The organism is Nautilia abyssi (assembly GCF_055388085.1).
This window is the reverse complement of record NZ_AP042376.1, coordinates 175,981-200,943: the sequence shown is the minus strand read 5'-3', so window position 1 is coordinate 200,943 and position 24,963 is coordinate 175,981. Positions and strand designations below refer to the sequence as shown.

The 24,963-nt window shown below is 36.0% G+C and carries 22 protein-coding genes; 13 read left to right on the top strand and 9 right to left on the bottom strand.

All coding sequences use genetic code 11. From position 1 onward, the window contains the following. Positions 1 to 67 precede the first annotated feature (67 nt). The 9 genes from ACZ5EP_RS00965 (at position 68) to ACZ5EP_RS00925 (ending at position 10,178) form a co-directional block, all read left to right on the top strand. A complete protein-coding gene (locus ACZ5EP_RS00965) occupies positions 68 to 1,720 on the top strand; it encodes a 4Fe-4S dicluster domain-containing protein (RefSeq protein ID WP_464509068.1) in 1,653 nt (550 codons plus the stop codon). Further along, the gene (locus ACZ5EP_RS00960; RefSeq protein WP_464509067.1) at positions 1,710 to 2,447 is read left to right on the top strand and encodes a TorD/DmsD family molecular chaperone; all 738 of its coding nucleotides are present in this window, start codon (positions 1,710 to 1,712) and stop codon (positions 2,445 to 2,447) included. The genes ACZ5EP_RS00965 and ACZ5EP_RS00960 overlap by 11 nt, the downstream gene beginning before the upstream one ends. Before the next feature lie 355 nt (positions 2,448 to 2,802). Continuing rightward, the gene (locus tag ACZ5EP_RS00955) at positions 2,803 to 2,994 is read left to right on the top strand and encodes a twin-arginine translocation signal domain-containing protein (RefSeq protein ID WP_127681156.1); all 192 of its coding nucleotides are present in this window, start codon (positions 2,803 to 2,805) and stop codon (positions 2,992 to 2,994) included. A gap of 10 nt (positions 2,995 to 3,004) precedes the next feature. Then, positions 3,005 to 5,830 (top strand): molybdopterin-dependent oxidoreductase, encoded by a 2,826-nt coding sequence (locus tag ACZ5EP_RS00950; protein ID WP_464509066.1) that lies wholly within the window; start codon positions 3,005 to 3,007, stop codon positions 5,828 to 5,830. 10 nt (positions 5,831 to 5,840) lie between these two features. Further along, the gene (gene fdh3B, locus ACZ5EP_RS00945) at positions 5,841 to 6,437 is read left to right on the top strand and encodes a formate dehydrogenase FDH3 subunit beta (protein ID WP_464509065.1); all 597 of its coding nucleotides are present in this window, start codon (positions 5,841 to 5,843) and stop codon (positions 6,435 to 6,437) included. 9 nt (positions 6,438 to 6,446) lie between these two features. Then, complete coding sequence (locus tag ACZ5EP_RS00940) at positions 6,447 to 7,367, top strand: formate dehydrogenase subunit gamma (protein WP_464509064.1); 921 nt, start codon at positions 6,447 to 6,449, stop codon at positions 7,365 to 7,367. A gap of 99 nt (positions 7,368 to 7,466) precedes the next feature. Further along, the gene (wtpA, locus tag ACZ5EP_RS00935; protein ID WP_464509063.1) at positions 7,467 to 8,402 is read left to right on the top strand and encodes a tungstate ABC transporter substrate-binding protein WtpA; all 936 of its coding nucleotides are present in this window, start codon (positions 7,467 to 7,469) and stop codon (positions 8,400 to 8,402) included. A gap of 1 nt (position 8,403) precedes the next feature. Continuing rightward, a complete protein-coding gene (locus ACZ5EP_RS00930) occupies positions 8,404 to 9,387 on the top strand; it encodes an ATP-binding cassette domain-containing protein (RefSeq protein WP_464509062.1) in 984 nt (327 codons plus the stop codon). Between the two features lie 29 nt (positions 9,388 to 9,416). Then, positions 9,417 to 10,178, top strand: a complete 762-nt coding sequence (locus ACZ5EP_RS00925) for an ABC transporter permease (protein ID WP_464509060.1) — start codon at positions 9,417 to 9,419, stop codon at positions 10,176 to 10,178. On the opposite strand, the gene mnmH is transcribed toward ACZ5EP_RS00925, so the two are convergent. Genes mnmH through ACZ5EP_RS00910 form a run of 3 tightly spaced genes read right to left on the bottom strand, consistent with a single transcriptional unit; the run spans position 10,140 to position 13,911 of the window. Continuing rightward, a complete protein-coding gene (gene mnmH, locus ACZ5EP_RS00920; RefSeq protein WP_464509059.1) occupies positions 10,140 to 11,141 on the bottom strand; it encodes a tRNA 2-selenouridine(34) synthase MnmH in 1,002 nt (333 codons plus the stop codon). The genes ACZ5EP_RS00925 and mnmH overlap by 39 nt on opposite strands. Next, positions 11,128 to 13,167: a molybdopterin oxidoreductase family protein gene (locus ACZ5EP_RS00915; RefSeq protein WP_464509057.1), complete on the bottom strand. Its 2,040-nt coding sequence runs from the start codon at positions 13,165 to 13,167 to the stop codon at positions 11,128 to 11,130. The genes mnmH and ACZ5EP_RS00915 overlap by 14 nt, the downstream gene beginning before the upstream one ends. Before the next feature lie 33 nt (positions 13,168 to 13,200). After that, on the bottom strand, positions 13,201 to 13,911 hold the full coding sequence (locus ACZ5EP_RS00910) for an SDR family NAD(P)-dependent oxidoreductase (RefSeq protein WP_464509056.1): 711 nt from the start codon (positions 13,909 to 13,911) through the stop codon (positions 13,201 to 13,203). A gap of 60 nt (positions 13,912 to 13,971) precedes the next feature. On the opposite strand from ACZ5EP_RS00910, the gene ACZ5EP_RS00905 reads away from it, so the two are divergent. Then, complete coding sequence (locus ACZ5EP_RS00905; RefSeq protein WP_464509055.1) at positions 13,972 to 14,697, top strand: YdcF family protein; 726 nt, start codon at positions 13,972 to 13,974, stop codon at positions 14,695 to 14,697. Here ACZ5EP_RS00905 and ACZ5EP_RS00900 read toward each other — a convergent pair. The 5 genes from ACZ5EP_RS00900 to thrC are packed head-to-tail and all read right to left on the bottom strand — an operon-like array spanning position 14,683 to position 20,255. After that, positions 14,683 to 16,647, bottom strand: a complete 1,965-nt coding sequence (locus ACZ5EP_RS00900; protein ID WP_464509053.1) for a putative bifunctional diguanylate cyclase/phosphodiesterase — start codon at positions 16,645 to 16,647, stop codon at positions 14,683 to 14,685. The genes ACZ5EP_RS00905 and ACZ5EP_RS00900 overlap by 15 nt on opposite strands. Continuing rightward, positions 16,644 to 17,489: a type 2 periplasmic-binding domain-containing protein gene (locus ACZ5EP_RS00895; RefSeq protein ID WP_464509051.1), complete on the bottom strand. Its 846-nt coding sequence runs from the start codon at positions 17,487 to 17,489 to the stop codon at positions 16,644 to 16,646. Before ACZ5EP_RS00895 ends, ACZ5EP_RS00900 begins: the two co-directional genes overlap by 4 nt. 42 nt (positions 17,490 to 17,531) lie before the next feature. Continuing rightward, complete coding sequence (locus ACZ5EP_RS00890) at positions 17,532 to 18,404, bottom strand: AEC family transporter (RefSeq protein ID WP_464509050.1); 873 nt, start codon at positions 18,402 to 18,404, stop codon at positions 17,532 to 17,534. A gap of 1 nt (position 18,405) precedes the next feature. Beyond that, positions 18,406 to 18,681 carry a hypothetical protein gene (locus tag ACZ5EP_RS00885; protein ID WP_127681185.1) on the bottom strand — a complete coding sequence of 92 codons (276 nt, stop codon included), beginning with the start codon at positions 18,679 to 18,681 and terminating at the stop codon, positions 18,406 to 18,408. 53 nt (positions 18,682 to 18,734) lie between these two features. Then, the gene (gene thrC, locus ACZ5EP_RS00880) at positions 18,735 to 20,255 is read right to left on the bottom strand and encodes a threonine synthase (protein ID WP_464509048.1); all 1,521 of its coding nucleotides are present in this window, start codon (positions 20,253 to 20,255) and stop codon (positions 18,735 to 18,737) included. A gap of 184 nt (positions 20,256 to 20,439) precedes the next feature. Between thrC and ACZ5EP_RS00875 the strand changes: the two genes are divergently transcribed. Beyond that, on the top strand, positions 20,440 to 21,306 hold the full coding sequence (locus ACZ5EP_RS00875; protein WP_127681189.1) for a YfdX family protein: 867 nt from the start codon (positions 20,440 to 20,442) through the stop codon (positions 21,304 to 21,306). A gap of 5 nt (positions 21,307 to 21,311) precedes the next feature. On the opposite strand, the gene ACZ5EP_RS00870 is transcribed toward ACZ5EP_RS00875, so the two are convergent. Then, complete coding sequence (locus ACZ5EP_RS00870) at positions 21,312 to 21,608, bottom strand: NifB/NifX family molybdenum-iron cluster-binding protein (protein ID WP_127681191.1); 297 nt, start codon at positions 21,606 to 21,608, stop codon at positions 21,312 to 21,314. A gap of 64 nt (positions 21,609 to 21,672) precedes the next feature. On the opposite strand from ACZ5EP_RS00870, the gene selA reads away from it, so the two are divergent. Next, positions 21,673 to 23,058, top strand: coding sequence for an L-seryl-tRNA(Sec) selenium transferase (gene selA / locus ACZ5EP_RS00865; protein ID WP_464509047.1), 1,386 nt, complete (start codon positions 21,673 to 21,675; stop codon positions 23,056 to 23,058). Beyond that, the gene (gene selB / locus ACZ5EP_RS00860; protein ID WP_464509046.1) at positions 23,055 to 24,884 is read left to right on the top strand and encodes a selenocysteine-specific translation elongation factor; all 1,830 of its coding nucleotides are present in this window, start codon (positions 23,055 to 23,057) and stop codon (positions 24,882 to 24,884) included. The genes selA and selB overlap by 4 nt, the downstream gene beginning before the upstream one ends. Positions 24,885 to 24,963 lie beyond the last annotated feature (79 nt).

Here is a 24,963-nt window from a genome sequence, read left to right as displayed (position 1 = left end):
TTTACTATTTAAGCTTTATTTAAGTTTTATAGTGATATAATGTTTTTATCAAACTTAAAGGTTCACAATGATTGAATACGTATATTTTTCAAATGAACTTGAATTCCCCTTGCCAGACAGTATTACCTTCACTAACAACAGTTCCGAAAAAGCCATTATATCCAACTCGAAACAGATTGAGGCAGAAATTTACGCTCCGGAAATAGATTTTTATATTAAAAACAGTGAAGATGAAACTCTGAAAAAAATAGAAAACATTGAAAAACTTTACCAAATCAGAGGTATTAAATTCGACAGTGCGAAATACAACGAATATGAAAAAGAAATCGGCAACAAAGTTTTAGTTATAGGCAATAAAGAACAGGCCGAAAAACTTTCCTTGGATGATTTTGACGTATATTACGTCCTTCCGGAATGGATTAAAAACATTACAGGAACAATAGGCGCTCTTGAATTTACCATAGATAAAAACGGAGAAACAATAAAACTCTCAGTCGATCAGGCAATATGGTTCAATGCTCCCGATGCTGCTTATAAACAAAGAGGAATTGTAGACCCGGAAGACATCGGAATTGAAAAAAGCACCGAAATATTAAAAAAAAGAGCAGGAATATACGGCTACCGAAATTATATTACATACGACATAAACATATGTCAGTATAACGGCCGCGTACTTAAAGAAACATGTGGAAACTGTGCTGATGTATGTCCGACAAACGCAATTTTAAAAATAGACGAAGAAAAAAAACTTCTTTTTTCACATATAGACTGTGACGGATGCGGAGGATGCATAAGCGTATGTCCAAGCGGAGCACTTGATTTCTCAGCCGTTCCGAGAGACACTTTTGAAAAAATATCGAAATTTTATAAAAACACTATACCTTTAATACTTCCTGAAGATTTAATTGACAGTTTAAATATAAAACTAAAACCAAACGTTTTGCCTCTTGCAATAGAAGGCGCGAAATTCTTGGATGAAACGCATTTTTTAACCTTAGTTCAGGAAAGTTCTTCACAGATTGTTTTCTATACCGACAGACTCTCAAAAGGGGAAAAAGAAGCAATTGATCTGATAAATGCCGTTTATGAAAAAATATACAATAAAAAAGCGGTTTTTTTAGCCCAAAATGAAGAAGAACTAAAATCCGTATTAAATAAAGCCGAATTATCCCCTGAATTCTCATACACCATAAATCCACAATCTGCAAAAAAAAGAGAAAAATTCGCAATGAGACTTTCCGCAGTTGTAGATAAAGATTACGGTATTATCGACCTTAACGGCAACAGTTATATACATTACGGAAAAATAGAAATAGATGCTGATAAATGTACACTTTGCATGGGATGCGTAAGCGTATGCAACGCCGGAGCATTAACAGCTCATCCTGAAGACAATTCCCTTAAATTCGACGCAGGCGTATGTACGGACTGCGGATACTGCGAAATAGCGTGTCCGGAAAAATGCATTGACGTTATTTATGACAGACTTGAGTTAAATCCAGAATATTTCGGCCAAAAAACAATGGCGGTTGACGAGCCTTTTTACTGCATAATGTGCGGTAAACCGTTTGCCACCAAAAAATCAATCGCAAAAATCGCTTCAATGCTGCTGCCTGTTTTTACGGATGAAATAAAGAAAAAATCTATTTACTGCTGTCAGGACTGCAAAGCAAAACTGGTATTTAGCGATTATTTAGAAAGGAAACTTAATGAAAAATAGAGAAATAAACGAAGCCAGAGCTTTTTATTACGGATTTTTTTCAAAACTTTTTACATTCAGTTACGACAAAAAGAGATTTGAAGGCGTTAAAGAGGCGGCGGAGCTTTTATATCAAAACGCTCTTGAAGAAAATTCCAAAAAAGCGCTGGCACACTTTATCGAAAACTTTAATGAAAAAAAACTGGCAGACGAATATGACGAAATATTCTACGATCTTTCACAGGACCCCGTACCTACAACAGCTTCATTTTACGATGAGGAAATAGAAAACGGAAAAATGAAAGTAAAAATGGTTGATATAGTATTAGGCTCAAAATTCAGGAAAAACGAAGAATACAAAGACAGCGAAGACGATATCGGTTTTATTTTTCCTTTCATGCAGCATCTAATACTTGAAAAACTCAAAGGAGATGAAAAATCCGAGTGGCTTGAAAATAAAACATTCGATATTTTAAATACATTTATCGACGAATTTACGGAAAATGTGTATATGCATCAGGCTTCGGATCTTTACAAAGACATAGCAGTGGTTTTAAAAGCTTTTACAGAAACGGAAAGACTGTTTTTAGAAAAACCTAAACCTGTAATAGAAAAAATAAAAAAAGAAAGCTGTGAAGTCTGTATAGCAGACGAAGAAGCGGCTATCAGAAAAAGAAACAAAAAAAGACAAAACAATACAATGGTATGTAATCTTGAAGAAGGCGGAGATGTTGAAGATGAAGTTTAACAAATTGAGAATTGAGAATGGAGAATTGAGAATTAAAACATTACTGCAAAATGCGTATTTTTGGGGCATTAATAAACTGGATTCCCGTAAAACAGAAAGTTTTGCGGGGCATAAGATATAACAGCAGAGCTTGCCGAGCTTTGCCGTTATCTCTTACGAGATAAATCCGAACGTTGTATTCCTAAAAGTTTTTTAGGAATCCGGCCTTATAAATTCTAAAGTTTATAAGACCGGCATTGTAAATTTTGAATTTACAATGCAGTTAAAACATTGCTCCGGAAAAAACTTTTGGAGCAACAAAACGGAGGTCACCGTAAAATTATAATTTTGCGGTGTATCAAAAAAAGGAGTGAAAATGAAAAGAAGAAGCTTTCTTAAAGGGGCTCTCGGAATCGGAGCACTGAGTGTCGCTTCTTCAACACTGAGTTTTGCCAAGTCCGCTCAGCCGGAATATGACAACGGTGTAGTAAGAGGACACTCTCCTAAAAAAGAGATTCTTTACCGCAAAACCAAATATTGGGAAATTTATTACAAAAATGCCATTTAAGGAGTAAAAAATGAGCTCACTTGAAAAAATGAATCCAAAAGTGGGTAGAAGGGCCTTTTTAAAAATGGCAGCACTATCCGGAGTTGCAGGGGCTACAATGCTCAGCGCTGCACCGGCACTTAGAAATGCTACCGATGAAGAGATCAAAGACCCTTACCCGGGAAGTAAAAAAGTTAAAACAGTATGTACTACCTGTTCGGTAGGTTGCGGAATTATTGCAGAAGTTTATAACGGCGTGTGGGTAAGACAGGAAGTCGCTCAAGACCATCCAATCAGCCACGGAAGCCACTGCTGTAAAGGTATAGATTCAATCGATTATATAAGAACTGAAAAAAGGGTAAAACACCCTCTTAAAAAAGTAAACGGAAAATGGAAAAGAATAAGCTGGGAAGAAGCTATTAACGAAATAAGCGAAAAAATGCTTCAAATCAGAAAAGAAAGCGGACCGGATGCCGCAATGTTCCTCGGAAGTGCGAAAATGAGCACAGAGCAGGCATATTATTTCAGAAAACTTGCCGCAATGTGGGGAACTAACAATATAGATCACCAAGCGCGGATCTGACACAGCGCAACAGTCGCGGGGGTCGCGAATACATGGGGTTACGGCGCAATGACAAACCACCTTGGAGATATCCAAAATTCTAAAGCAATTATTATATTCGGTGCAAATCCTGCCGTTAACCATCCTGTCGGATTTAAACATATATTAAAAGCAAAAGAAAGAAACAATGCAGTTTTAATCGTGGTAGATCCTAGATATACCAAAACAGCTGCAAAAGCGGATATTTATGCAAGAATAAGACCTGGTACGGATATTCCTTTTATGTACGGTATGCTTCATCTGATCTTCAAAAACGGATGGCACGATCCTGATTACATCAAAAACAGAGTATTCGGAATGGATCATGTTATTAAAGAAGCCAAAAAATGGACACCTGAAAAAGTTGCCGACGTTACAGGAGTTCCTGCGGACTTAATTTACAAAATAGCCAAAGTCTATGCTACAAACAAACCTGGAACACTTCTTTGGGCAATGGGATTGACTCAGCACTCAATAGGTTCATCCAATACAAGAATGGCACCTATACTTCAGTTAGCACTTGGAAACATGGGTAAATTCGGAGGAGGATGTAATATTTTAAGAGGTCATGACAACGTTCAGGGCGCAACTGACATGTGCTGTCTGTCACATACACTGCCAGGATATTACGGTTTAAGTGAAGGCAGCTGGAAATATTTTGCTCATAACTGGGGTGTTGATTTTAAATGGCTTCAAAACAGATTTGCCGCCAAAAAATGGATGCATACAAAAGGCTTCACATTAGCAAAATGGTGGCAGGGAGTATTACAGGAAGAAAAAATATACTCAACTTCACCGATAAGAGCTTTATGGGTACAGGGTAACGGTATTACTTCGATTTCTCAAACCGCAAAAGTACAGCAGGCGCTTGATAAACTTGATTTATTGGTAATTGCAGAACCTTTTGCAAACGAAGCGGCCGTTATTACCAACAAAAAAGACAATGTTTATATCCTTCCGACTGCCAGCCAGTTCGAATGTGAAGGAAGCGTAACCGCTACAAACAGGACAGCCCAATGGAGAAGCAAAGTTGTTGATCCTTTATATGAAAGCAAAACCGATGAAGACATTATGTTTATTTTTGCTAAAAAATTCGGCTTTTACGATGAATTCGTAAGAGGCATGATGATGGGCGTAAAAGACGGAAAAGCGGTTAAAGTCAAAAACAGCTTCAAATGGCCTGAAGACGCAACCAGAGAAATAGCAAGAATTATAAAAACCATAGGTCTTACCGGATGGACACCTGAAAGACTTAAAAAACATCAGCAAAACTGGCATATGTTTGACGAAGTCACACTTAAAGGTATCGGGCATATGAAAGGCGAATACTACGGACTTCCATGGCCATGCTGGACTGAAACTCACAGCGGAAGCCCTGTACTGTATAACATTGATATCCCTGTAAGCGAAGGCGGTATGGGATTCAGAGCCAGATTCGGTACAGAATACAAAGGTGAAAACCTCTTAGCCGGACCTAGAGCGACAATCAAAGGAGCTAAAGTAAGAGGAGGATACCCTGAACTTACAAAAGACAATATCGAAAAAGTTCTCGGAATTAAACTTTCACCTCATGAAAAAGCTATTATGGGTAAAAACTGGAAAGTGGATTTAAGCGGACTTATCGCAAAATACGCACTTAAAGCAGGCGTAGCGCCTTACGGTAACGCAAAAGCCAGAGCATACGTATGGACATTCCCTGATAAAATCCCTCTACACAGAGAACCTCTCCATACACCAAGATATGATTTGGCTAAAAAATATCCGACTTATCCTGATAAAAAAGACCAATACAGAGTTGATACTAAATTTATTTCAATTCAAAAAACAGACTGGGCAAAAGAATTCCCTATCATACTTACAACAGGCCGTCTTGTAATGTACAGCGGTGCCGGAATTATTGAAAGAGAAAGCAAATATCTCTCAGCTCTTCAGCCTGATATGTTTGCAAGTATAAATCCGGAACTTGCTTATAAACACGGTATCAATGACGGAGACATGATATGGATTCATGCACCTGAAGGCACTAAAATAAAAGTAAAAGCAAGATTTACCTATGCAGTGTCACCGGACAGAATCTTCTTGCCGTTCCACTGGGCCGGAATTATGCAGGGCGTTGATATGAGTGCAAATTATCCGGAAGGCACAAAACCGTATACAATCGGCGAATCAGCCAATACGGTTGCAAACTACGGATATGACATTGTTACCCAGATTCCTGAAACAAAAGCGGGCTTAGTCCGTATTGAAAAAGCGTAAGGAGTAGAAAATGTATGATTATGCAAGAATGAAATTTTACTGTGACGAAGACAGATGTATAGAATGTAACGCCTGCAGCGTGGCTTGTTCTGAAGCTCACGAACTGCCGGTGGGCATTCACAGAAGAAAAGTTGTTACGCTTAACGAAGGAATCGAGGGTAAAGAATTTTCAACGTCAATAGCATGTATGCACTGTACAGACGCTCCATGTGCCCAGGTATGTCCGGTTGACTGTTTTTATATCAGAGAAGACGGTATCGTACTCCATGACAAAGAAAAATGTATCGGATGCGGATACTGTCTTTACGCCTGTCCTTTTGGTGCTCCTCAGTTCCCGAGAGACGGCGCGTTCGGTATCAGAGGGGTAATGGACAAATGTACTATGTGTGCGGGAGGACCTGCTCCTACCAACTCAATAAAAGAATTTGAACTTTACGGACAAAACAGAATTGCAGAAGGAAAAGTTCCTATGTGCGCAGCCGTTTGTTCAACAAACGCATTATTAGTGGGAGATGCCGACAGCGTATCTACAATTATCAGAGAAAGAAACGCAGCAAAAGGTAAAGGCCCTATGACACCATACGGTTGGGATGTAGCCTATAAATAAGGATCTGTTATGAAAAAATTATTGCCTTTTATTGGCAGTCTGTTACTAGCTGGCGAAGTCCCTTTGGCAGAGCCTAATTTGGCTCCCGCTAAAGGCGGATTAATTTCCCCGCAAATGATAGAAGCCATCCCTAAATGGAATCATTACGGGGAATTATTCGTATATTTACAGACACATTGGATTAAAATGCTGTTTTTAATTATATTAATTGCAGTACCAACCGTATTTTTACTGCACTATTTAATAATAGGACCTAAAAAATTTTCTCATGAGGGAAGAAAGTTTTTAGTATTTCCGAGCTGGCAGAGAATCGTTCACTGGATTGCGGCTTTCGGATTTATTTTTTTAGTCCCTACCGGAATATTAATAATTTACGCCAAATTCTTTGGAGGAGGAAGTTTTGTAAGATTTGCAAGATATCTTCACGACATAGGAGCGGTACTTTTTGCCGTTGCTGTAATTCCTATGTTTTTAATGTGGCTCAAAGACATGCTTCCTAAAATCTGGGATATTAAATGGTTTATGATTTTAGGAGGATATCTAAGTAAAGAAAAAAAAGAAGTTCCGGCAAGCAAATTCAACGCGGGGCAGAAAATGTGGTATTGGATTGCCACAATCGGAGGAATCGTTATGATTACCACCGGTCTTATGATGTATGTACAGGATTTTGATATAGCCCTCCTTAAAAGCTTTAATTTATATCAAATCGATTTATTAAGACTTGCCGTCATAACTCATCTGTTTTTGGCGATGCTTATAATCGCATTTTTTATGACTCATGTTTATATGAGTGTTTTTGCGATCAAAGGTTCATTAGACAGTATGATTGACGGATGCAAAAGTGAAGATGAATTAAAATATCTTCATTCTGTATTTTATAAAAAAATAATCAAAGAAGGCAAAGACAAAGACTTAGCCGAAAAATGTTAGGGAGTTTTGTCTCCCTTTTTTATTTTTTAATTCGGATTTATCTCAAAATATGCAAAAAATGCATAAAAAAATATGCAAATTTAACATAAAAGGCTTAAAATGAAAAAAACAGCTTTGATTTTAATACTTTCGATACTTTGCTTTGCAAAACAGCAGATTATAATATTTCACGCAGGCAGTTTAAGCGTGCCGTTTTCAGAAATGGCAAAGGCTTTTGAAAAAAAATACCCCCAATATGACGTCATAAGAGAAGCTGCTGGAAGCCGCGCATGCGCCAGGAAAATAACGGACCTTCACAAAAAAGCCGATATTATGGCAAGTGCGGATTACAAAGTAATTGACAACCTTTTAATGCCTAAATATGCCAAATTTAACATACTGTTCGCGACAAATGAAATGGTAATAGCTTATACGCCTAAATCTAGATATGCAAATATCATAAATCAAAACAACTGGACCAAAATACTTCTTAAACCAGATGTAAAAGTCGGACACTCAAACCCCAATCTTGATCCGTGCGGATACAGAAGCGTACTTGTTGCCAAGCTGGCGGGAATTTATTACAAAAAACCCGATTTTTATAAAAATCTTTTAGGCTACGGAGATTTTTATAAAAACGGGGAAGAAAATCCAAAAATTATAGTCAGACCGAAAGAAACGGATCTTTTAGGACTTTTGGAAGCCGGAGCGTTTGATTACCTGTTTATTTATAAATCAGTGGCTATTCAGCATCATTTAAAATTCATACAGCTTCCTCCCCAGATAAATCTGGGCAGTAAAAAATATACTAATTATTACAAACAGGCAAGTTTCAAAGTAACCGGCAAAAAACCGGGAACGTATATTGTAAAACACGGAGCCCCTATGGTTTACGGTATTACGATGGTGCAGAACTCAAAAGAAGGTCTGCCTCCAAACGAAAAAGGAGCAGAACTTTTCTTAAAATTTGTACTCTCACCTCAGGGAGAGGCCATAATGAAAAAAAACGGACAGGGAGTCATTAACCCTCCCGTAATTGAAGGTAAATGGGAATAAAATGAACAATAAACTGCTTGAAATAAAAGACCTGTTTTTAAAAAAAGGCAAATTTAAATTAAATATCCTCTCTTTGGATATTTACAAAAACGAATATTTTGTTCTGTTGGGAAAAACAGGCAGCGGAAAAACGCTGCTGCTTGAAAGCATCGCCGGATTTCAGACGATTGAAGGCGAAATTCTTTTTAAAGAAAAAGAGATCACAAACCTCCCTCCCGAAAAAAGAAATTTCGGCTTTTTATATCAGGATTTTGCATTGTTTCCACATCTGAATGTAGAACAAAATATACGTTTTTCGGAAAAATATCATAAAAAAAATGAAGAACTTTTTAACGATCTTGTCTCTTTTTTGGAGCTCAAAAAAATACTTAAAAGAGACATAAAACACTTAAGCGGCGGTGAAAAGCAAAGAGCGGCGCTAGCAAGAGCGGTATACTCCCAGCCGGAACTGTTACTTTTAGACGAGCCTTTAAGCGCTGTCGATCCTACTATAAGAAACGAAATTATGAAAAACTTAAAAGAACTGCCAGAGAGATATAATCTCTCGGTCATTCACGTAACGCATAATTTCAGAGAAGCGTCATACCTGGCAGACAGACTGGGAATAATTCTAAAAGGCACACTTCTTCAGGCGGGGGACGCCAAAGAAGTTCTAAAAAACCCGAATTCAATTGAAGTGGCACAGTTTCTGGGATTTAAAAATCTTTTTGATATTGCGCTTCTTGGATTTGAAAACTCTCACAAATATTTTTCTATTGATCCAAACCAGATAACAATTTCAAAAGAGCCTCTAAACAGCGATTACTGTTTTGAAGGAATTATTGAAGAGATAATGGGAATTACCGACCATTACAAAATATTCGTAAATGTTCGAAAAAACCAGTTTTTTATTAAATCGCCTAAAAAAACATTTGAAAAATTAGGATTAAAAAAAGGAGACAAAATATATATTTGTTTCAATAAAAAAGATATAGTGTTTATATAGGGTAAAAGAAAAAGGATGAAGGAGGGAAAATGATGAAAAAAATTTTTATAATATTAGCCGCATGTTTAATGCTGTTTTTAACTTTGCCTTTACTGAAACTGATATTTGGGGCAAGTGCGACTTCATATATTGAAGCCCTCAAAGACACAGAAGTTTTAAAATCTATTTTCCTTACTATGAAGGTCTCTTTTTTTGCGACTCTGTTTGTTTTATTTACAGGCCTGCCGCTTGCTTATATTATCGCAAGATACGATTTTTTAGGTAAAAGTCTGCTTGAGAGTATGATAGACATTCCGACAATGGTTCCGCATACGGCTGCAGGTATTGCTTTACTGATGACGTTCGGAGGAGAAAATATTCAAAATTTTTTAAGTAAAATAGGCCTGGGATTTATCGATTCGACAACAGGTATAATGGCCGCCATGATGTTTCTTTCGGCGCCATATTTAATAAATTCGGCAAAAGAAGGATTTAAAAACGTAGACGTAAAGCTTGAAAATATTTCCCGCTCCCTTGGAGCCGGGCCATTTGAAACGTTTATTAAAATAGTTATTCCAAACGCAAAAAAAGACATTATTAACGGAATGCTTATGATGTGGGCAAGAGGTCTCGGAGAATTCGGAGCAGTGGTAATAATCGCTTATCACCCGATGATTGCACCGGTACTTATTTATGACAGATTCGTAAATTTCGGACTCAATTATTCCGCACCGGTGGCGGCGCTGATGATTATTTTTTCTGTTGTTATATTTTCAACAATCAGATGGCTTAACAACAGATTCGGCAATTGATTTTATTTCTTTGACAGTTTCTTCTTTTATTTTGTTTTTTATTACAAAATCCGGCTCTTTTTTCCTGTATACTTTATCGTAATATTTGACTAAAAGTATTTCGGCAACTTTCCTTAAATCTCCTTTTTTATAATATTCTTTAAGTTCTTCAAGCGTTTTTTTGGAAATATGTTTTTTTATTTTTTCCAGATTGCCGACAAATTCATTTTCATCAATATCGCCGTAATAACTCAAAATCCTCTCAATCCTGTCTTCCAAATCGGCTGTAATTTCTATATGTATTCCATCCTGCATCCTTTTATATAAAAGATTCGGCACAAAAAGATCCCCTATTTTATGTCCTTCCGCTTCGGTATAAATCACCTCTTCCGGATCGGTTTTATATAAAAAATCGGCTATTTCGTTTTCAAACTGTTTTTGGGAAGGCTGATAGCCTTTGCCTCCGAATACGCTTCCGTAATGATTTGCAAGTCCCTCAAGATCAAGGGAGGGTTTCAGATATTTCAGCAGTTCGCTTTTACCGCATCCGCTGTTTCCCCTTAAAACCACAAATTTTTTATGCGGAAAACTTTCCAGATAATTCACAACCCATTTTCTGTATGCTTTATATCCCCCTTCAAGCTTAAAAACCTGATAATCAAGCTGGGAAAGTATCGTAAACAGAGCGTTTGAACGCTGCCCTCCCCTCGCACAGTATACGCCTATCCTGCTTCCGGGTTTTGCGTCGAAATCTTTAAGCTGCTTGGATATATTTTCAAGCATAAACCCGACACCCTCTTTTTTCGCCTGAAATTTGGATATGTTTTTATATATATTGCCGATATATGCATGCTGTTCGTTGTTCAAAACATAAAAATTAACACTTCCCGGTATATGGGACTCGTAATATTCCCTCGGACTTCTGGCGTCTAATATATAATCGAATTTTTTTTGCAGAAACTCTTCAAGTTTAAGTATTTTCATTTATTACCTCAACCCTTACACTTTTAAATCTTGCCGTTTTAACTTTATGGTCGTGTTCGTCCCCGAAAAGAGAATTTATACCGTTTTTTGCGAAATGAAAAGTCGTATAAAGCGTATAAGGTCTGACGGTATCTGTAAACTTGACTTTCAGCCTGCCGCTTTGGCCGTATTTTGATCTCAAAACGACATATTCGCCTATTTCACCTTTATGAACGCTGTTTACAAGTAGCAGATCGTCATCATATTTTTTACTTAGTTTTTCGCTGATTTTGGTCTGAGCCGCATTATTGTACTGGGCAAGCTCCCTTCCGGTATTCAGATACCAGTTTCGTCTGTTTTCCAGAATATCTTTAATTTCTCCCCTTATATGATACGGATGATAATGAAAATGCCCTTTTCCGTCAGGCGTGCTGAATTTTTCCGTATGAAGAACCGGAGAGCCGCTTCCGTCTTTTTTTACAGGCCAGCAGAGAGGTTTTTTATCCAGCCTTTCATATGTTGCGCCTTCAAATCTTTTAACCTCTTTTTTTACATCTTCAAAAACTTCCTCGCTTGATTTATAATCAAACCCGGAATCTAATTTTTTTGCAAGTTCATTAATCACTTCCCAGTCGTCAGGCATACCGCTTTGGACCAAAGGTCTGCTTAAATGAAGTCTTCTTTCCGCATTTACGTAAACTCCCGTTTTTTCGTAAGCGCTTTTTACTCCGAAAACAATATCAGCAACTTCCGTTATTTCGTTTCTCATAACTTCCATAACCATTAAAAATTCTAAATTTTTAAAAGCTTTTTTTACTTTATTAAGATTTGGATGTACATGAAGGATATCTTCTCCCATATTTATAACCGCTTTTATTCTTCCGTCACACATATGTTCTATCACGTCGGGAGTCATAAGCCCTATTTTTTCGGGAATGGTATAATCAGGCCCGTAATACGGCAGACACCCTACATCACATGCTCCCTGAACATTGTTTTGTCCCCTTAACGGAAGCACTCCCGCCCCTTCACCGAAATTGCCGCTGAGCATTGCAAGATTGCTGATAGCGTTTACTGCTTCGGTTCCGTCTATGTGCTCGGTAACACCCAGCCCCCACGCAAAAACAGTTTTATTTTTACTAATAATTCTTGCAATTTCTTCTATCTGTCCGGAAATATGTTCAAACCCTTTAAGCTGCTCGAAAAACTCTTTGCTGTCCGGATGTTTTAATATGTTTTCTTTATATTCTTCAAATTTTACGCATCTGTTTTTTATAAAATCTTTATCGATAAGATCTTTTTCGATCATTTCCTTTGCTATGGCGTTTAAAAACAGAAGATTTGATTCAAAAGGCAGAATAACGCTGATATCGGCAAATTTCATTATAGGTATTTCCCTTACATCCGCCACTATAATTTTAGCGCCTCTTCTTTTTGCCTTAATTATTCTGCTGGCTACCATAGGATGTGCCTGCGTTGTATTTGAGCCGATTATAAATATTACGTCTGTTTTAAACAGTTCGTCAAACTCCACACTGCTCGCACCCTCTCCTATACTCATTTTAAGGCCGCTGAGACTCGGAGAATGGCAGATTCTGGCACAGTTGTCCACATTTGGAGTTTTCAGTACGTTTCTTGCAAAATGCTGAAAAAGCCATGCGCTCTCTATACTCGTTCTCGCACCGCCTATTGCCGCAACGGAATTCGGCGAATATTTGTTTAAAATATCTTTAATTTTCCATGCGGCGAGATCTGCGGCAAGTGTAAAAGGAGCTTCATAAAATTTTTCGTCGTATTCAGTTAAATTTGCAATTCTGACCGACAGTTCAAAAGGAAGAGTGTCTGCGTTTTTTTCGATAAATCTATAACTGACAAGGTGTCTGTCTATTCTTGCGTTTAAAAACTCATATCCGTATCTGCCTTTTATACAAAGCTCGCCTCCGCTTGATTTGCCGTTTTTCACAGGAGTGATTTTATTTATTTTATTATTAGCCACATCAGCGTCAATCTCACATCCGACACCGCAGTATGTACAGACACTTATCATTTTTCTCCTTTTTTATTCTTAACTAAATATATCTTATTTTGCCACTTTTTGCAATAATTTATCCTGAACATTTAACGGCAACATATTAAAAAGTTTAATTAAGTAATAAAATCTTTTCGGAAACGCATATTCTTTTTTTTCTTTTTCTATCGCATATACTATTTTGTCTACTCCGCTTTGCAAATCCATTAAAAAAGGCATATAAAAATCGTTTTTATCGGTCATATCCGTTTTAATGAATCCGGGCAGTATGTTTATTACTTTAATATTGTCTTTTTCAAGCATATTTCTAAGTGACTGCGCGTATGAATTAATAGCCCTTTTACTGGCACTGTAAGGCATGGAGCTTGGAGCCCCTACCAGTGAAGCGAGGGATGATATTAAAACTATTTTGCCTTTTTTTCTCTTTTGCATATCCGGTACAATTCCTTCAAGCAGCGCGTGAATGCTTAAAAAATTCACGTCAAACGTTTTTTTAAAATCCTCAAACGGTGTAAAATCGGGTGAATGCGGAAGGGATATCGCCGCGTTTGCTATTACTAAATCTATATTTTTCAGACTTTTTGCAAATTCTCTTACTTTATCTAAATCGGCAAGATCAAGATTTACAGGTTCTACGTTTTGTAAATTTTTTAAACGGTCCGTATTTCTTGCCACCGCATATATTTTATCGGCTTTTTTAAGATAACGGTTTAAAAGCTCCCTTCCGATACCCCTGCTCGCACCCGTTATAAGTATATTCATTAATATCCTTTTGTTAATATATCAGGCTTATTTCAATATAATTTCATAAAAAGGCGTATTATGTTTATTCTTTCAAAACTTTTCACTTATATTTTTCTTCCGCCCGGAATTTTTGTAATTATACTTTTTTTAGCCGGATTTTTTGCAAAAAAGGCAAAATATCTCTTTTTTTTATCCGCAGTGTTACTTTGGGCTCTCTCTACAAAGTTTATAGCAAACGCACTTTTATATCCGCTGGAACACGGGTATAAACAGGACAGTATCACTCCTTCTGCAGTTGTAGTGCTGGGAGGCGGAACAAACCCTGCCGATCCTTTAAAAGCCATGCCGGAAGCTTTTAAAAGAGAGGTTTACGGCCTGCTTATTGCAAAACAGGAAAATCTGCCTTTTATATTTACAGGAGGAGGGATATATAAAACAAAAGAAGCCCAAAACGTCAAAAAAGACATCGAACTTATAACAAAAACCTGCGGTTGCAGCATTAAAGCCTATTTTGAAGGAAAATCGTTAAATACATATCAAAATGCCAAATTTACATCTAAACTTTTTACAAGATTAAACCTTCCTAAAAAAATATATCTCGTAACAAGTGCATATCATATGAAAAGAGCCGAAATGCTGTTTAAACGTTTCGGATTTAAGATAATCCCGAAACCCGTAGGTTTTTATTATGACCCTGAATACAGTTTTTGGGATGTGTTTCCAAATATGGGCAGTTTATATCGTTCATACAAAGCAATACATGAATATTTCGGTATTTTAAGTGTATATTTAAGAAAGATGTGATTTTGCAAATTTTTCGAACTCATCTTTCGGAAGAGGTTTGGCAAAATAATATCCCTGATAATATTCACATCCCAGAGATTTAAGTATTTCAAACTGCTTTCTTGTTTCAACCCCTTCGGCAATTGTTTCAAGATGCAGATTTTCCGCCATATTCAAAATAGTCTGTACGTATATTTTCCCCTCTTCACTGTAAATTTCATCTACAAATGATTTATCTACTTTTAACACATCTATTTCAAATTCTCTTAAAAACGACAAAGAAGAATAACCGGTACCAAAATCGTCAAGGCTTATTTTTAAGCCGTAACGTCTGATTTCTTCAATTATTTTTTTTGCCTTTTCTCTTTCCTGAATAAAAACTGATTCCGTTATTTCCATTTCAAAAAGTTTTCTGTTGGTATCCTTAAAACACTTTTTTAAATCATTTAAAAAACTGTCGCTTCTGAACTGTACAGGTGAAACGTTAAAAGATATTCTGAGATTTTTAAGAGGAGTATTTTCCCACTCTTTTTGAGTTTTTACAACTTCCTGCATTACCCAGTTTCCAAGTTTAATAATAAAACCGCTTTTTTCCGCAATGGGAATAAAGTCCGCCGGCGAGATAACTTTTCCGTTACGGTTCCATCTTATTAACGCTTCACATCCTATAATTTTTTCGTTTATATCAAATTTACCTTGATAAAAGAGCTCAAATTCGTTATTTTCCAAAGCTTTGTTCATTGTCGTTTTGATTTCGATCTCTTTATTAACGTCCTGTTTTAATTTTTCGTCAAATATAACATATTTGTTTTTACCTCTGTTTTTGGCCTCATACAGTGCGATATCGGCAAACTTCAAAAGTTCCTCCACGCTTTTTGCGGTTTTAGGAAATTCCGCCACACCCATACTGACCGTTGTAGAAATAGTTTGATTATGAATAGTCCAGGTTCTGTTTAAACTGTCTAGCAGCAAGTTAAGTCTTTTTAAAAGCTCTTCATTGTTTTTATACTCCTGAAAAACAATTACAAATTCATCTCCTCCTATTCTCGCAACTATTTCACCGTTTTTAATATGTTTTGCAAGTATGGCCGATATTTCTATAATTATTTCATCACCAACGGAATGTCCAAAAAAATCGTTAATATCTTTAAAATTGTCTATATCAATAAAAACAAGGGCAAATTTCTGATTTTCATTTATCAGTTTTATAAGATATTTATTAAGATAATTTCTGTTTTTGAGTCTTGTCAAAGGATCTGTAATGGCGCTTATTTTTAATTTTTCAATATATTCGTTTAAAGCGTTAAACGTTTCTGCCAAAGTTTCTTTAATATCGTTAAACTCATAAATTAAAAACTTCTCCGGTTTTGTTGTTCTTTTATCCGCGTACTGTTTAAGCTTTAAAAGAGGATTCACTATAACCAGTTTATAAACAGAACGCAGCACAAAAACAAAAAATATCAATACTAACACAAATAAAACTATATATTTTATTTTCAGATACGTAAACACTTTTTCAAGATAGTCTTTGCTTGGAAAAAGATATAGTTTTAATGTTTTGAACTTATTATTATTATAATATTTAATTGTTATTACATATGCTTTTTTATGCAGAAGTGTATTAAGGCCTATTTTATTTAAATTATACTGTATTTTATCCGGCTGAGGTATTTTAAGGCTCATATCACCGCTTTTAAACAACACCCTGTCATCCGAAGTTGCAAGAATGAACCCGTCAAAAAAATCGCTTGTACTTTTTCTGTCCAAAATAGGCTTTAAAATCATATAATCGGAATTATTATTCATAACTTTGCTGAAACTGTATGAAACGTTGTTTAAAGTCTGAAAAATGTCATTTGATATCACTTTTACGAGTTCTTTTTTCTGCTGAACGTAAATGTAATAAAACATTCCTAAAAATACAGTCATAACAAATAGATTGACAAGTATCAGAAAATTTTTAATTTTCATTTCAGCTCTTTATACGGAAGTTTTATTTTTTCAAGCAGTTTTTTAACATGAGCGTCCGGTTTTACTATCCAGACGATATTTTTTAAATCTGCTTTGAAATCGCTGTAACTGTATCCCGGAAGATACTCTTTAACAGCTTCATAAAACTCTTTTGGGTTTTGTTTTAATACTTTTAACGCTTTTATGGTAAATTCTCTTATTTTAATAAACTGTTCTTTGTGTTTTTGTATATTTGCCGCATCGCTGAAAAGCGCGTCAATAACAATAAGAGAGCTTGAGTTTTTTGTCGAGTCTATAACTTTGAAGCCTTTTTTCTTAAGTTCCGCGTCATAAGGTGCGTATGTAACAATCAAAGTGGGTTTTGAATAGCTTTTTTTAGCGATCTGTCCCTGGTCAAGGTTATGAATATTAAACATGTTCTGTTTCAGATTTTTTTCTTTCAAAAAATATTTAAACAGCAGATAATTAACCGAATCCACTTCCATATAAGCGTCTATTTTAGAATGTAACTTCCTGAAATCAAAATTTGACATAATCATATCAGCTCCGTTTGATCTGTCAAAAAGCATAATTGCGTATACATCTTCCCTGTTTAACAAAAAATATTCATACTGGGTTGCGGCCATCGCATCTACAAAATTTTTCTTATAAAGATCAAGGCTTTCGGCAAGCGAAACGGTATTTATCAGTTTTATTTTTTCTTTTTTAAGCCAGCCTTTTTTATCGGCGTAAAACAGAGGCGCGTAACCTATCCATGAATTTGCGGCTACTTTTAATTCTTTTTTTTCACTGCACGATACAAAAAACAGAGCTATAATTAATATAAAAAAAATCCTTTTCATCCCAAATCCCTTTGTATATTAACTTTAATTATACATTATTTTTCATATAATTAAAAACACAACTCCTAAAAACAGTACGGAAGTAACAATTACAAGCATTGCCACTTTTCTCGGATATAAATCAAAAAGAGCCGAAAGATTTACGTTCGTAACGGCAAGAGGGGTCAGTATTTCAAGCATAACGGCTTTAAAAAAAAGAGTGTTTAAATGAAACAGTTTTAGAACAAAAAAACTTACGGCAGGAAAAATGATAAATTTGTTAAATACGGTGATAATTCCGAGTTTGAAACTTATTTCCCTTGTTTTTATTTCAGCTACGTATATTCCGAATATTAACAGCTGCACGACTATAGATGCAAACGCCCCCATCTGAAGTATTTTCATTATATCTTTATTAAAAGTAACACCGCTTATGTTTAATACCAGAGCCAGAATACCAAACCACATAACCGGTATTTTTACGATTTTTTTAAAAGCGTCTTTAAATGAATATTTTCCACTCGCAAAGAAAAACACCCCGAAACTGTATATAAAAAATATATTTGCAAGATTGATTATAGTTGCAATACTCGCTCCGATATCCCCAAACAGGGCATATGAAAGAGGTATTCCGAGATTACCCGTATTCCCTATTAACGGAGTTAAAGCCGCTATTATCCTCTCTTTTTTATCTTTTAAAATTAAGGACAGAGTAAATGTAAAAACAAGACTGAAAAAAACGGCCGCAAGATACGCAACCGGAGAAATTATTAAATTATAATCCAAAGGTATAAGCATAATACCCCAGAGGGTCAAAAAGGGCTGTAGAAAATAAGTTGAAAGAAGAACTAAAGTTTTACCGTCTATTTCATTAAATGTTTTTTTTGCAAAAAAACCTAAAACAATAAATATATATATACCTATTACGGTTATCAAATTAAGCCATTAAATTTAAATTAGCTCCGATTCCGATAGCTTCCGCTGCCTGCTGCTGAATCTGCTGCTGGTTTTGCTGCTCCTGCTGCTTCTGGGCATCGATATTCTGCATTTCTCTTTTTTGCAGTCTTTTTTGCTGCTGCATCTGCTGTTGCTGAGCCTGGTCGATTTGCTGCTGCTGTGTTTTTTGGGCGTCAGGTCCGCCGGCTTTCGCCTGGCCGTTCATATTTCCGGCAGGCATATTCTGTAACGAATTCAAACTGCTGTCTACTCTCATTTCCCCTCCTTTTTTTATTTATTATATCATACTTGTCAAAACCGTATCTAAACTTATTTTTCCGTTACGAATTTAATAATGTTTTCTTTTATTTCGTTTTTGTTAATTACCGTTTCGTTAATGTCTTTGTCAAACAGCTCTCTTATAGATTCAGGAGCCATTACTTTATAATGGGCTTCTATATAAGCTATTGCGTCTTTATCCGCTATCGTTTTTTCTTCAAGTTCAGCTATTTCCCTGTTAATATCTTCTTTGGTAAGGGCTTCGTAAACACTAGGAGCAAATTTTGTCCATTCGGCGGTAGAATATGCGACAACTTTATTTTTTATTTCGCCTTTTTCGCTCAGATATTCATATGCTTTAATGGCCGTCGCCGTGTGAGCATCCATAATGTAATTGTTTTCTTTTGCGTATTTTGCGATTATTTCCTCACATTCTGCGTCAGTAGCGAAATCCGCTAAGAAATCTTCTTTAATTGCTTCATGCTCTTTTTCCGTAAGTTCGAAAAACCCTTCACTTTCCAGGTTTTCCATAAGTTCTTTCGTTCTTTCTTCTCCGAATTTGTCAAAAAGAACCCTTTCTACGTTTGAAGATTTCAAGATGTCCATTGCAGGTGAAATTGTATGAATAAGGTTTTTATCTCTTAAATCGTATTTTCCGTATTTTATAAATTCGTAAAGGATGTTGTTTTTATTAGACGCGATTACTATTTTATTTATAGGAAGCCCCATTTTCTTCGCATAATAAGCACCCAGCGCGTTTCCGAAATTACCGCTAGGAATTATTACGTCAATCTCGTCTAAAAGATCGATTTCCGCACTTTCTGCCAGCTGCATGTAACTCCAGAAATGATAAATAATCTGAAAAATAATTCTTCCGAAATTCACACTGTTTGCGGCGGAAAGCTTAATATTGTTTTCTTTAAGAGTATTTCTGAAATCATCATCTTTAAGAAGTGACTTAAGTGCACTTTGCGCATCGTCAAAATTACCGATTATTCCTAAAACTTTTTCATTTTTCGCATCGGTTGTCACCATCTGAAGTTTTTGAACTTCGCTTGTGCCTTCATGAGGATAAATACAAACGACTTTTATATTATCTCTGTTTTCAAAAGTTTTAAGCGTAGCAGGTCCCGTATCACCGCTTGTTGCCGCAAGAATCAGATAATTTTCGCCTCTTTGTTTGGCAAGTGATGAAAGTATAACACCAAACGGCTGAAGAGCCATATCTTTAAAAGCTCTCGTCGGCCCGTGCCACAATTCTCCCACAAAAAGGTTTTTATTAAGTCTTACAACCGGAACGACATCCGGGTCGTCAAACTCTCTTAAATATGTATACAAAGCTTTTTCTATAAGCCTTTCGTCAATATCTATTTTAAATAACTTAAGAATTCCCCTGGCTATATGGGTATAAGGTTTTTCATCCTGAACATCATAATATCTGTGTAAAAATTTTTCGTTTATTTTAGGCAGTTTGCTTGGAACGTAAAGTCCTCCGTTCGGTGCCGCCGGATTTAATATAACTTCACTAAAACTCTTTTTTTCATCAGTCCCGCGAGTTCCTATAAATTTCATTTATAGCCTTTTTTTGTGGAATTATATCATATAAACACACCTTATATATAAAGCGTTACGATTAAAAAAATTTAAAAAAAAAATTAAGAAATGATTAAATTTTAGCATATTTCAATCAAAGAACTTGACAAGCTTGCACTAAATATTTTATAATACGGACACTAAAACATTGAAGGAGGGACATATGAAAAAACTATTGACATCAATAGTAGCCGCTAGCTTATTAGTAACAAGCGCTATGGCAGCAGACGCAAAAACAAATGCGGTATCAAAAAACGCAGTTGTAAAAGCTGAACAGAAAGCTCAAAGCACACAGCTTATAAAAGAAGCTATAAGGGCAATCCAGTATACACAGGATGCGTTAATTTATCTGAACAATAAAAAAACAGATAAAGCAAAAGAATCACTTAAAAAAGCGGTAGGAGAGCTTGCTGTAGTATTAAATACGCCAAACGCACCGTATTTATTACCTGTGGACGTACAGATTAATGCATATCAGTTTGTCGGAGATGTACATAAAATTAAAACGTTAATCGCAGAATCTAAAAAACTTATAAATGAAAATAAAATTCCTCAGGCCAGAGAAGTTTTAAATTCATTAAGAAGCGAAATTGTTATTAAAACAGTTAACCTGCCTTTAGCAACATATCCTGCAGCGTTGAATCTGGCAATTAAATATATTAACGAAGGAAAAGTAAAAGAAGCTAAAGACGTATTGTCAATGGCTCTTTCGACACTTGTTGAAGTAGACAACGTGATTCCTATTCCGTTAATCAAAGCTCAGGCTCTTGTTCAGGAAGCTAGTAAAATTATCAAAAAAGACAAAAAAGAAGCTCTAAGATATCTTGACGAAGCAAGAAGACAGTTAACAATAGCTCAGGCTTTAGGATATACAAGCACAAGCGACACAACATATAAAATGCTTGAAGACGAAATTACAAAACTTGAAACAGCAATTCACAAAGGTCACAAAACCGCTTCAATATTCAGCGACCTTATCGAAAAACTTAAAGAGTTCAAAGAAAAAGCAATCAGCGTTATTCACAAATAAGAGGATTAATTCTCCTCTTTATATTTCATTATTACATCTTCAACACTCAAATTTCCATCATTTACCTTAAAAACTTTAAAATAATTATCTTTGACATCTTTACCGGTAATTATATGTTTTATCAATACGGCTTTTAAAAATTTTATTAAATCTTCAGGGTTTTTTGAATAATAAGAAGGAGATTTTCTTGATGCGTATTCTTTGGTTTTGGTATCGTATATTATGAGGTATTCACACTCTTCAAAACCCGGACAGTAACCTGATCCTATATAAGCTCCTGACGCTGTAACGGCAATTTTCATACTTTAAACCTTTTTTGTTACAATATTACCAAAAAATGCCGGCGGCATTTCACAAAGGTAAAAAATGAATCTATTCAGACAGATACCCAAAGTTGACAAAATAGAAAAAACCCTCTCACACATACCTAAAAAAGTATTAATTCCTATAATTCAACAGACACTGGAAAACATAAGAAACGGAATTAAAAACGGTAAAATCACTGAAATAAACGAAAAATCTATTATTAAAGAAATTGAAAAAAAAGCAAATGATATTCTTTCACCCTCAATCGTAAACGTAATAAATGCCACGGGAATAACGGTCCATACCAATCTCGGACGAAGCCTGATAGACCCTGAAATTTTCGATTATGCCAAAGAACGCTCAACCCATTACTGTAATCTCGAATACGACCTCGAAAAAGGAAAAAGAGGAGACAGATATCACCACAGCGCCAAAATACTGAGCCATCTTTTCGGAAGCGAAAGCGCACTTGTCGTAAACAATAACGCAGCAGCCGTATTTTTGATTTTAAACACGTTCGCAAAAGACAAAGAAGTAATCGTTTCCCGAGGAGAACTTGTGGAAATCGGAGGCAGTTTCAGAGTTCCGGAAGTTATGAAAGCCAGCGGCGCGAAACTCGTAGAAGTCGGAACGACGAATAAAACAAAAATCAAAGACTACGAAGAAGCAATAACAGAAAATACATCAATGCTTATGAAAGTGCACAAATCAAACTATTCCATAGAAGGTTTCAGCGCAGAAGCGACACTTGAAGAGATAATCAGCCTCTCAAAAGAAAAAGGCGTTTTGGACTATTACGACTTAGGAAGCGCATATGTGCCGAAACTCCCTTACGGACTTACAAATTACGAGCCTCCTATAAGCGATATTATGAAACTAAACCCTTCTCTTGTCAGTTTCAGCGGAGATAAACTTTTCGGAAGCGTTCAGGCGGGAATAATACTCGGAAAAAAAGAACTTATTGACAGACTCAAAAAAAACCAGATTTTAAGAATGTTCAGGGTTGACAAAATAACCCTTTCACTGATAGAAGCCACCGCTTTGGCGTATATAAAAGAAGAATACGATAAAATTCCGACTTTGAAATCTATCTTCCAGACAACAGACGAGCTTAAAGAAAAGGCCCAAAAACTTTTAAATTTATGCCCGGGCTTAAAAGCTGAAATTAAAGAATCGCACACATATGTCGGAGGCGGAACGATGCCTAACCGCAAAATTCCGACAATTGTGGTGGAAATTAAAGGCAATGCAAAAAAATGGGAAGAAGATATGCGTAAAAACCTTGTAATCGGAAGAATAGAAAACGAACATTTCGTACTCGATATGAGAAGCGTCCAGGAAGACGAAATAGAAAAACTGGCAGAAATTATTAATAATATTATCAGCTGTGAAATTCCTTCACAGAATAATAACATAGCAACTTCACAACTCAAAGGTCAAAAATGAGAAACATAATCATAGGAACAGCGGGTCACGTAGACCACGGTAAAACGTCTTTAATAGAAGCACTCACCGGATATAACGGAGACGAGCTTAAAGAGGAAAAAGAGCGCGGCATAACAATAGATTTAAGTTTTACCAATATGAAAAGGGACGACGTAAACGTAGCGTTTATAGACGTTCCGGGACATGAAAAACTTGTCAAAAACATGATCAGCGGAGCTTTCGGATTTGACGCCTCGCTTTTTGCCATAGACGCCAACGAAGGAGTTATGCCGCAAACCGTAGAGCATCTTGAAGTTTTAAATATTTTAAGGGTTAAAAACATAATAGTCGCACTTACCAAATGCGATCTCGCAGACATAGAAACAATTGAAAAAAGAAAACAGGAAATCAGGGATTTAATAGCAAAATATAAAAACCTCCGCCTTCTAGAAATATTTGAAACATCTATCTACGACAAACAAAGCATCGAAAAACTTAAAGACTACCTTTTCAACCTACCTCCTAGAAAAATCACCCACTCGAAATTCTTCAGATACTATATAGACAGGGTTTTCAGTTTAAAAGGTATAGGTACGGTTGTTACGGGAACGGTTCTAAGCGGCAAAGTAAAACTCAAAGACAAAATATACATCAACGAAACAAAAACGCTCACAACCGTTAAAAACCTACAGGTACACGGCGAAGATGTGGAAGAAGCATACACCCACCAAAGGGTTGCCATTAACCTCAATATTTCGCATAAAGAGCTTAAAAAAGGATACCTGCTCTCAACAAAAGGCTATTTAAGAGGATTCAGACTTATCGACGTATTCGTAAAACCTGTCGAAGGAAAAGAGCTCTTTCACAATATGGAAGTGCTTTTCATAAGCGGCGCCAAAAGAATTCCCGGCAAACTTTTAATGTTTAACCCGGAAGACAAAAAAGGCTATGCAACCATCAAACTCGAAGAAAAAGCGTTTTTAGTATTCGAAGATCCGTTTGTAATTCTCCATAACGGCCGTGTAATAGGCGGAGGAGAAGTGTTAAACCCTATCAGCGATCCGATTAAAAAAAGAAAAAAATTAGCACTTCTTAAAGCTTTAAACAAAAAAGACTTTAAAAAAGCCTTTGAAATACTTGTACAAAACCATAAAAGAGGTTTCGGGCTGCTTCAAAGCTACCAGAGATTCAACCTCTCCCCGCAAGAAGCGCTTGAAATAGCAAAAACCCTTGATAATGTATTTATAGATGAGGAAAACTATAATATTTTTTCGATCGACGTAAAAAAAGAGATTGAAAAAATAATTAAAGACACATATGAAAAAAACAGATTCGCATTCCTCTCCCCGGCTTCACTTAAACTAAGACTTAAATGGGCAAGCGCCGAACTTATACAAAGCGTACTTGACAAGTTTGTAAAAGAAGGTTATCTGATAAAAGAGGACAATATCTACAAAAGAAAAGATCTTGGCGAAGTGGACGTAACCAAATCGGTGGAACATAGACTCTACCAGCTGCTTGACAACTCCGGACTCACACCGGAAGCGCCGTATAACATTTACGAAAAACTGAATATTGACAGAAAAGTCGGCGACAACGCCATGAAGAAACTAACCACATCCAAAAAAGTGATACGTCTGGCACATAATCTTTTCGTAACTGATAAAAACATTAATATAGCGCTTAAAAAAATGAAAGAAATTATGCAAAGAGTCGGTTATATCGATATTAAAACGTTTAAAGAAGAAATGCCTATGAGCAGGAAATACATAGTGGCGTATCTCGATTATCTCGATCAGCTCGGAGACGTGGAAAAACGGGACAATAAAAGATACCTCAAGAAGTGAAAAGTTAAAAATTAAAAATGAAAAATATTTTTCCTAACTTTTCACTTTACACTTTTAATTTTACACTTCCTTAAAGATT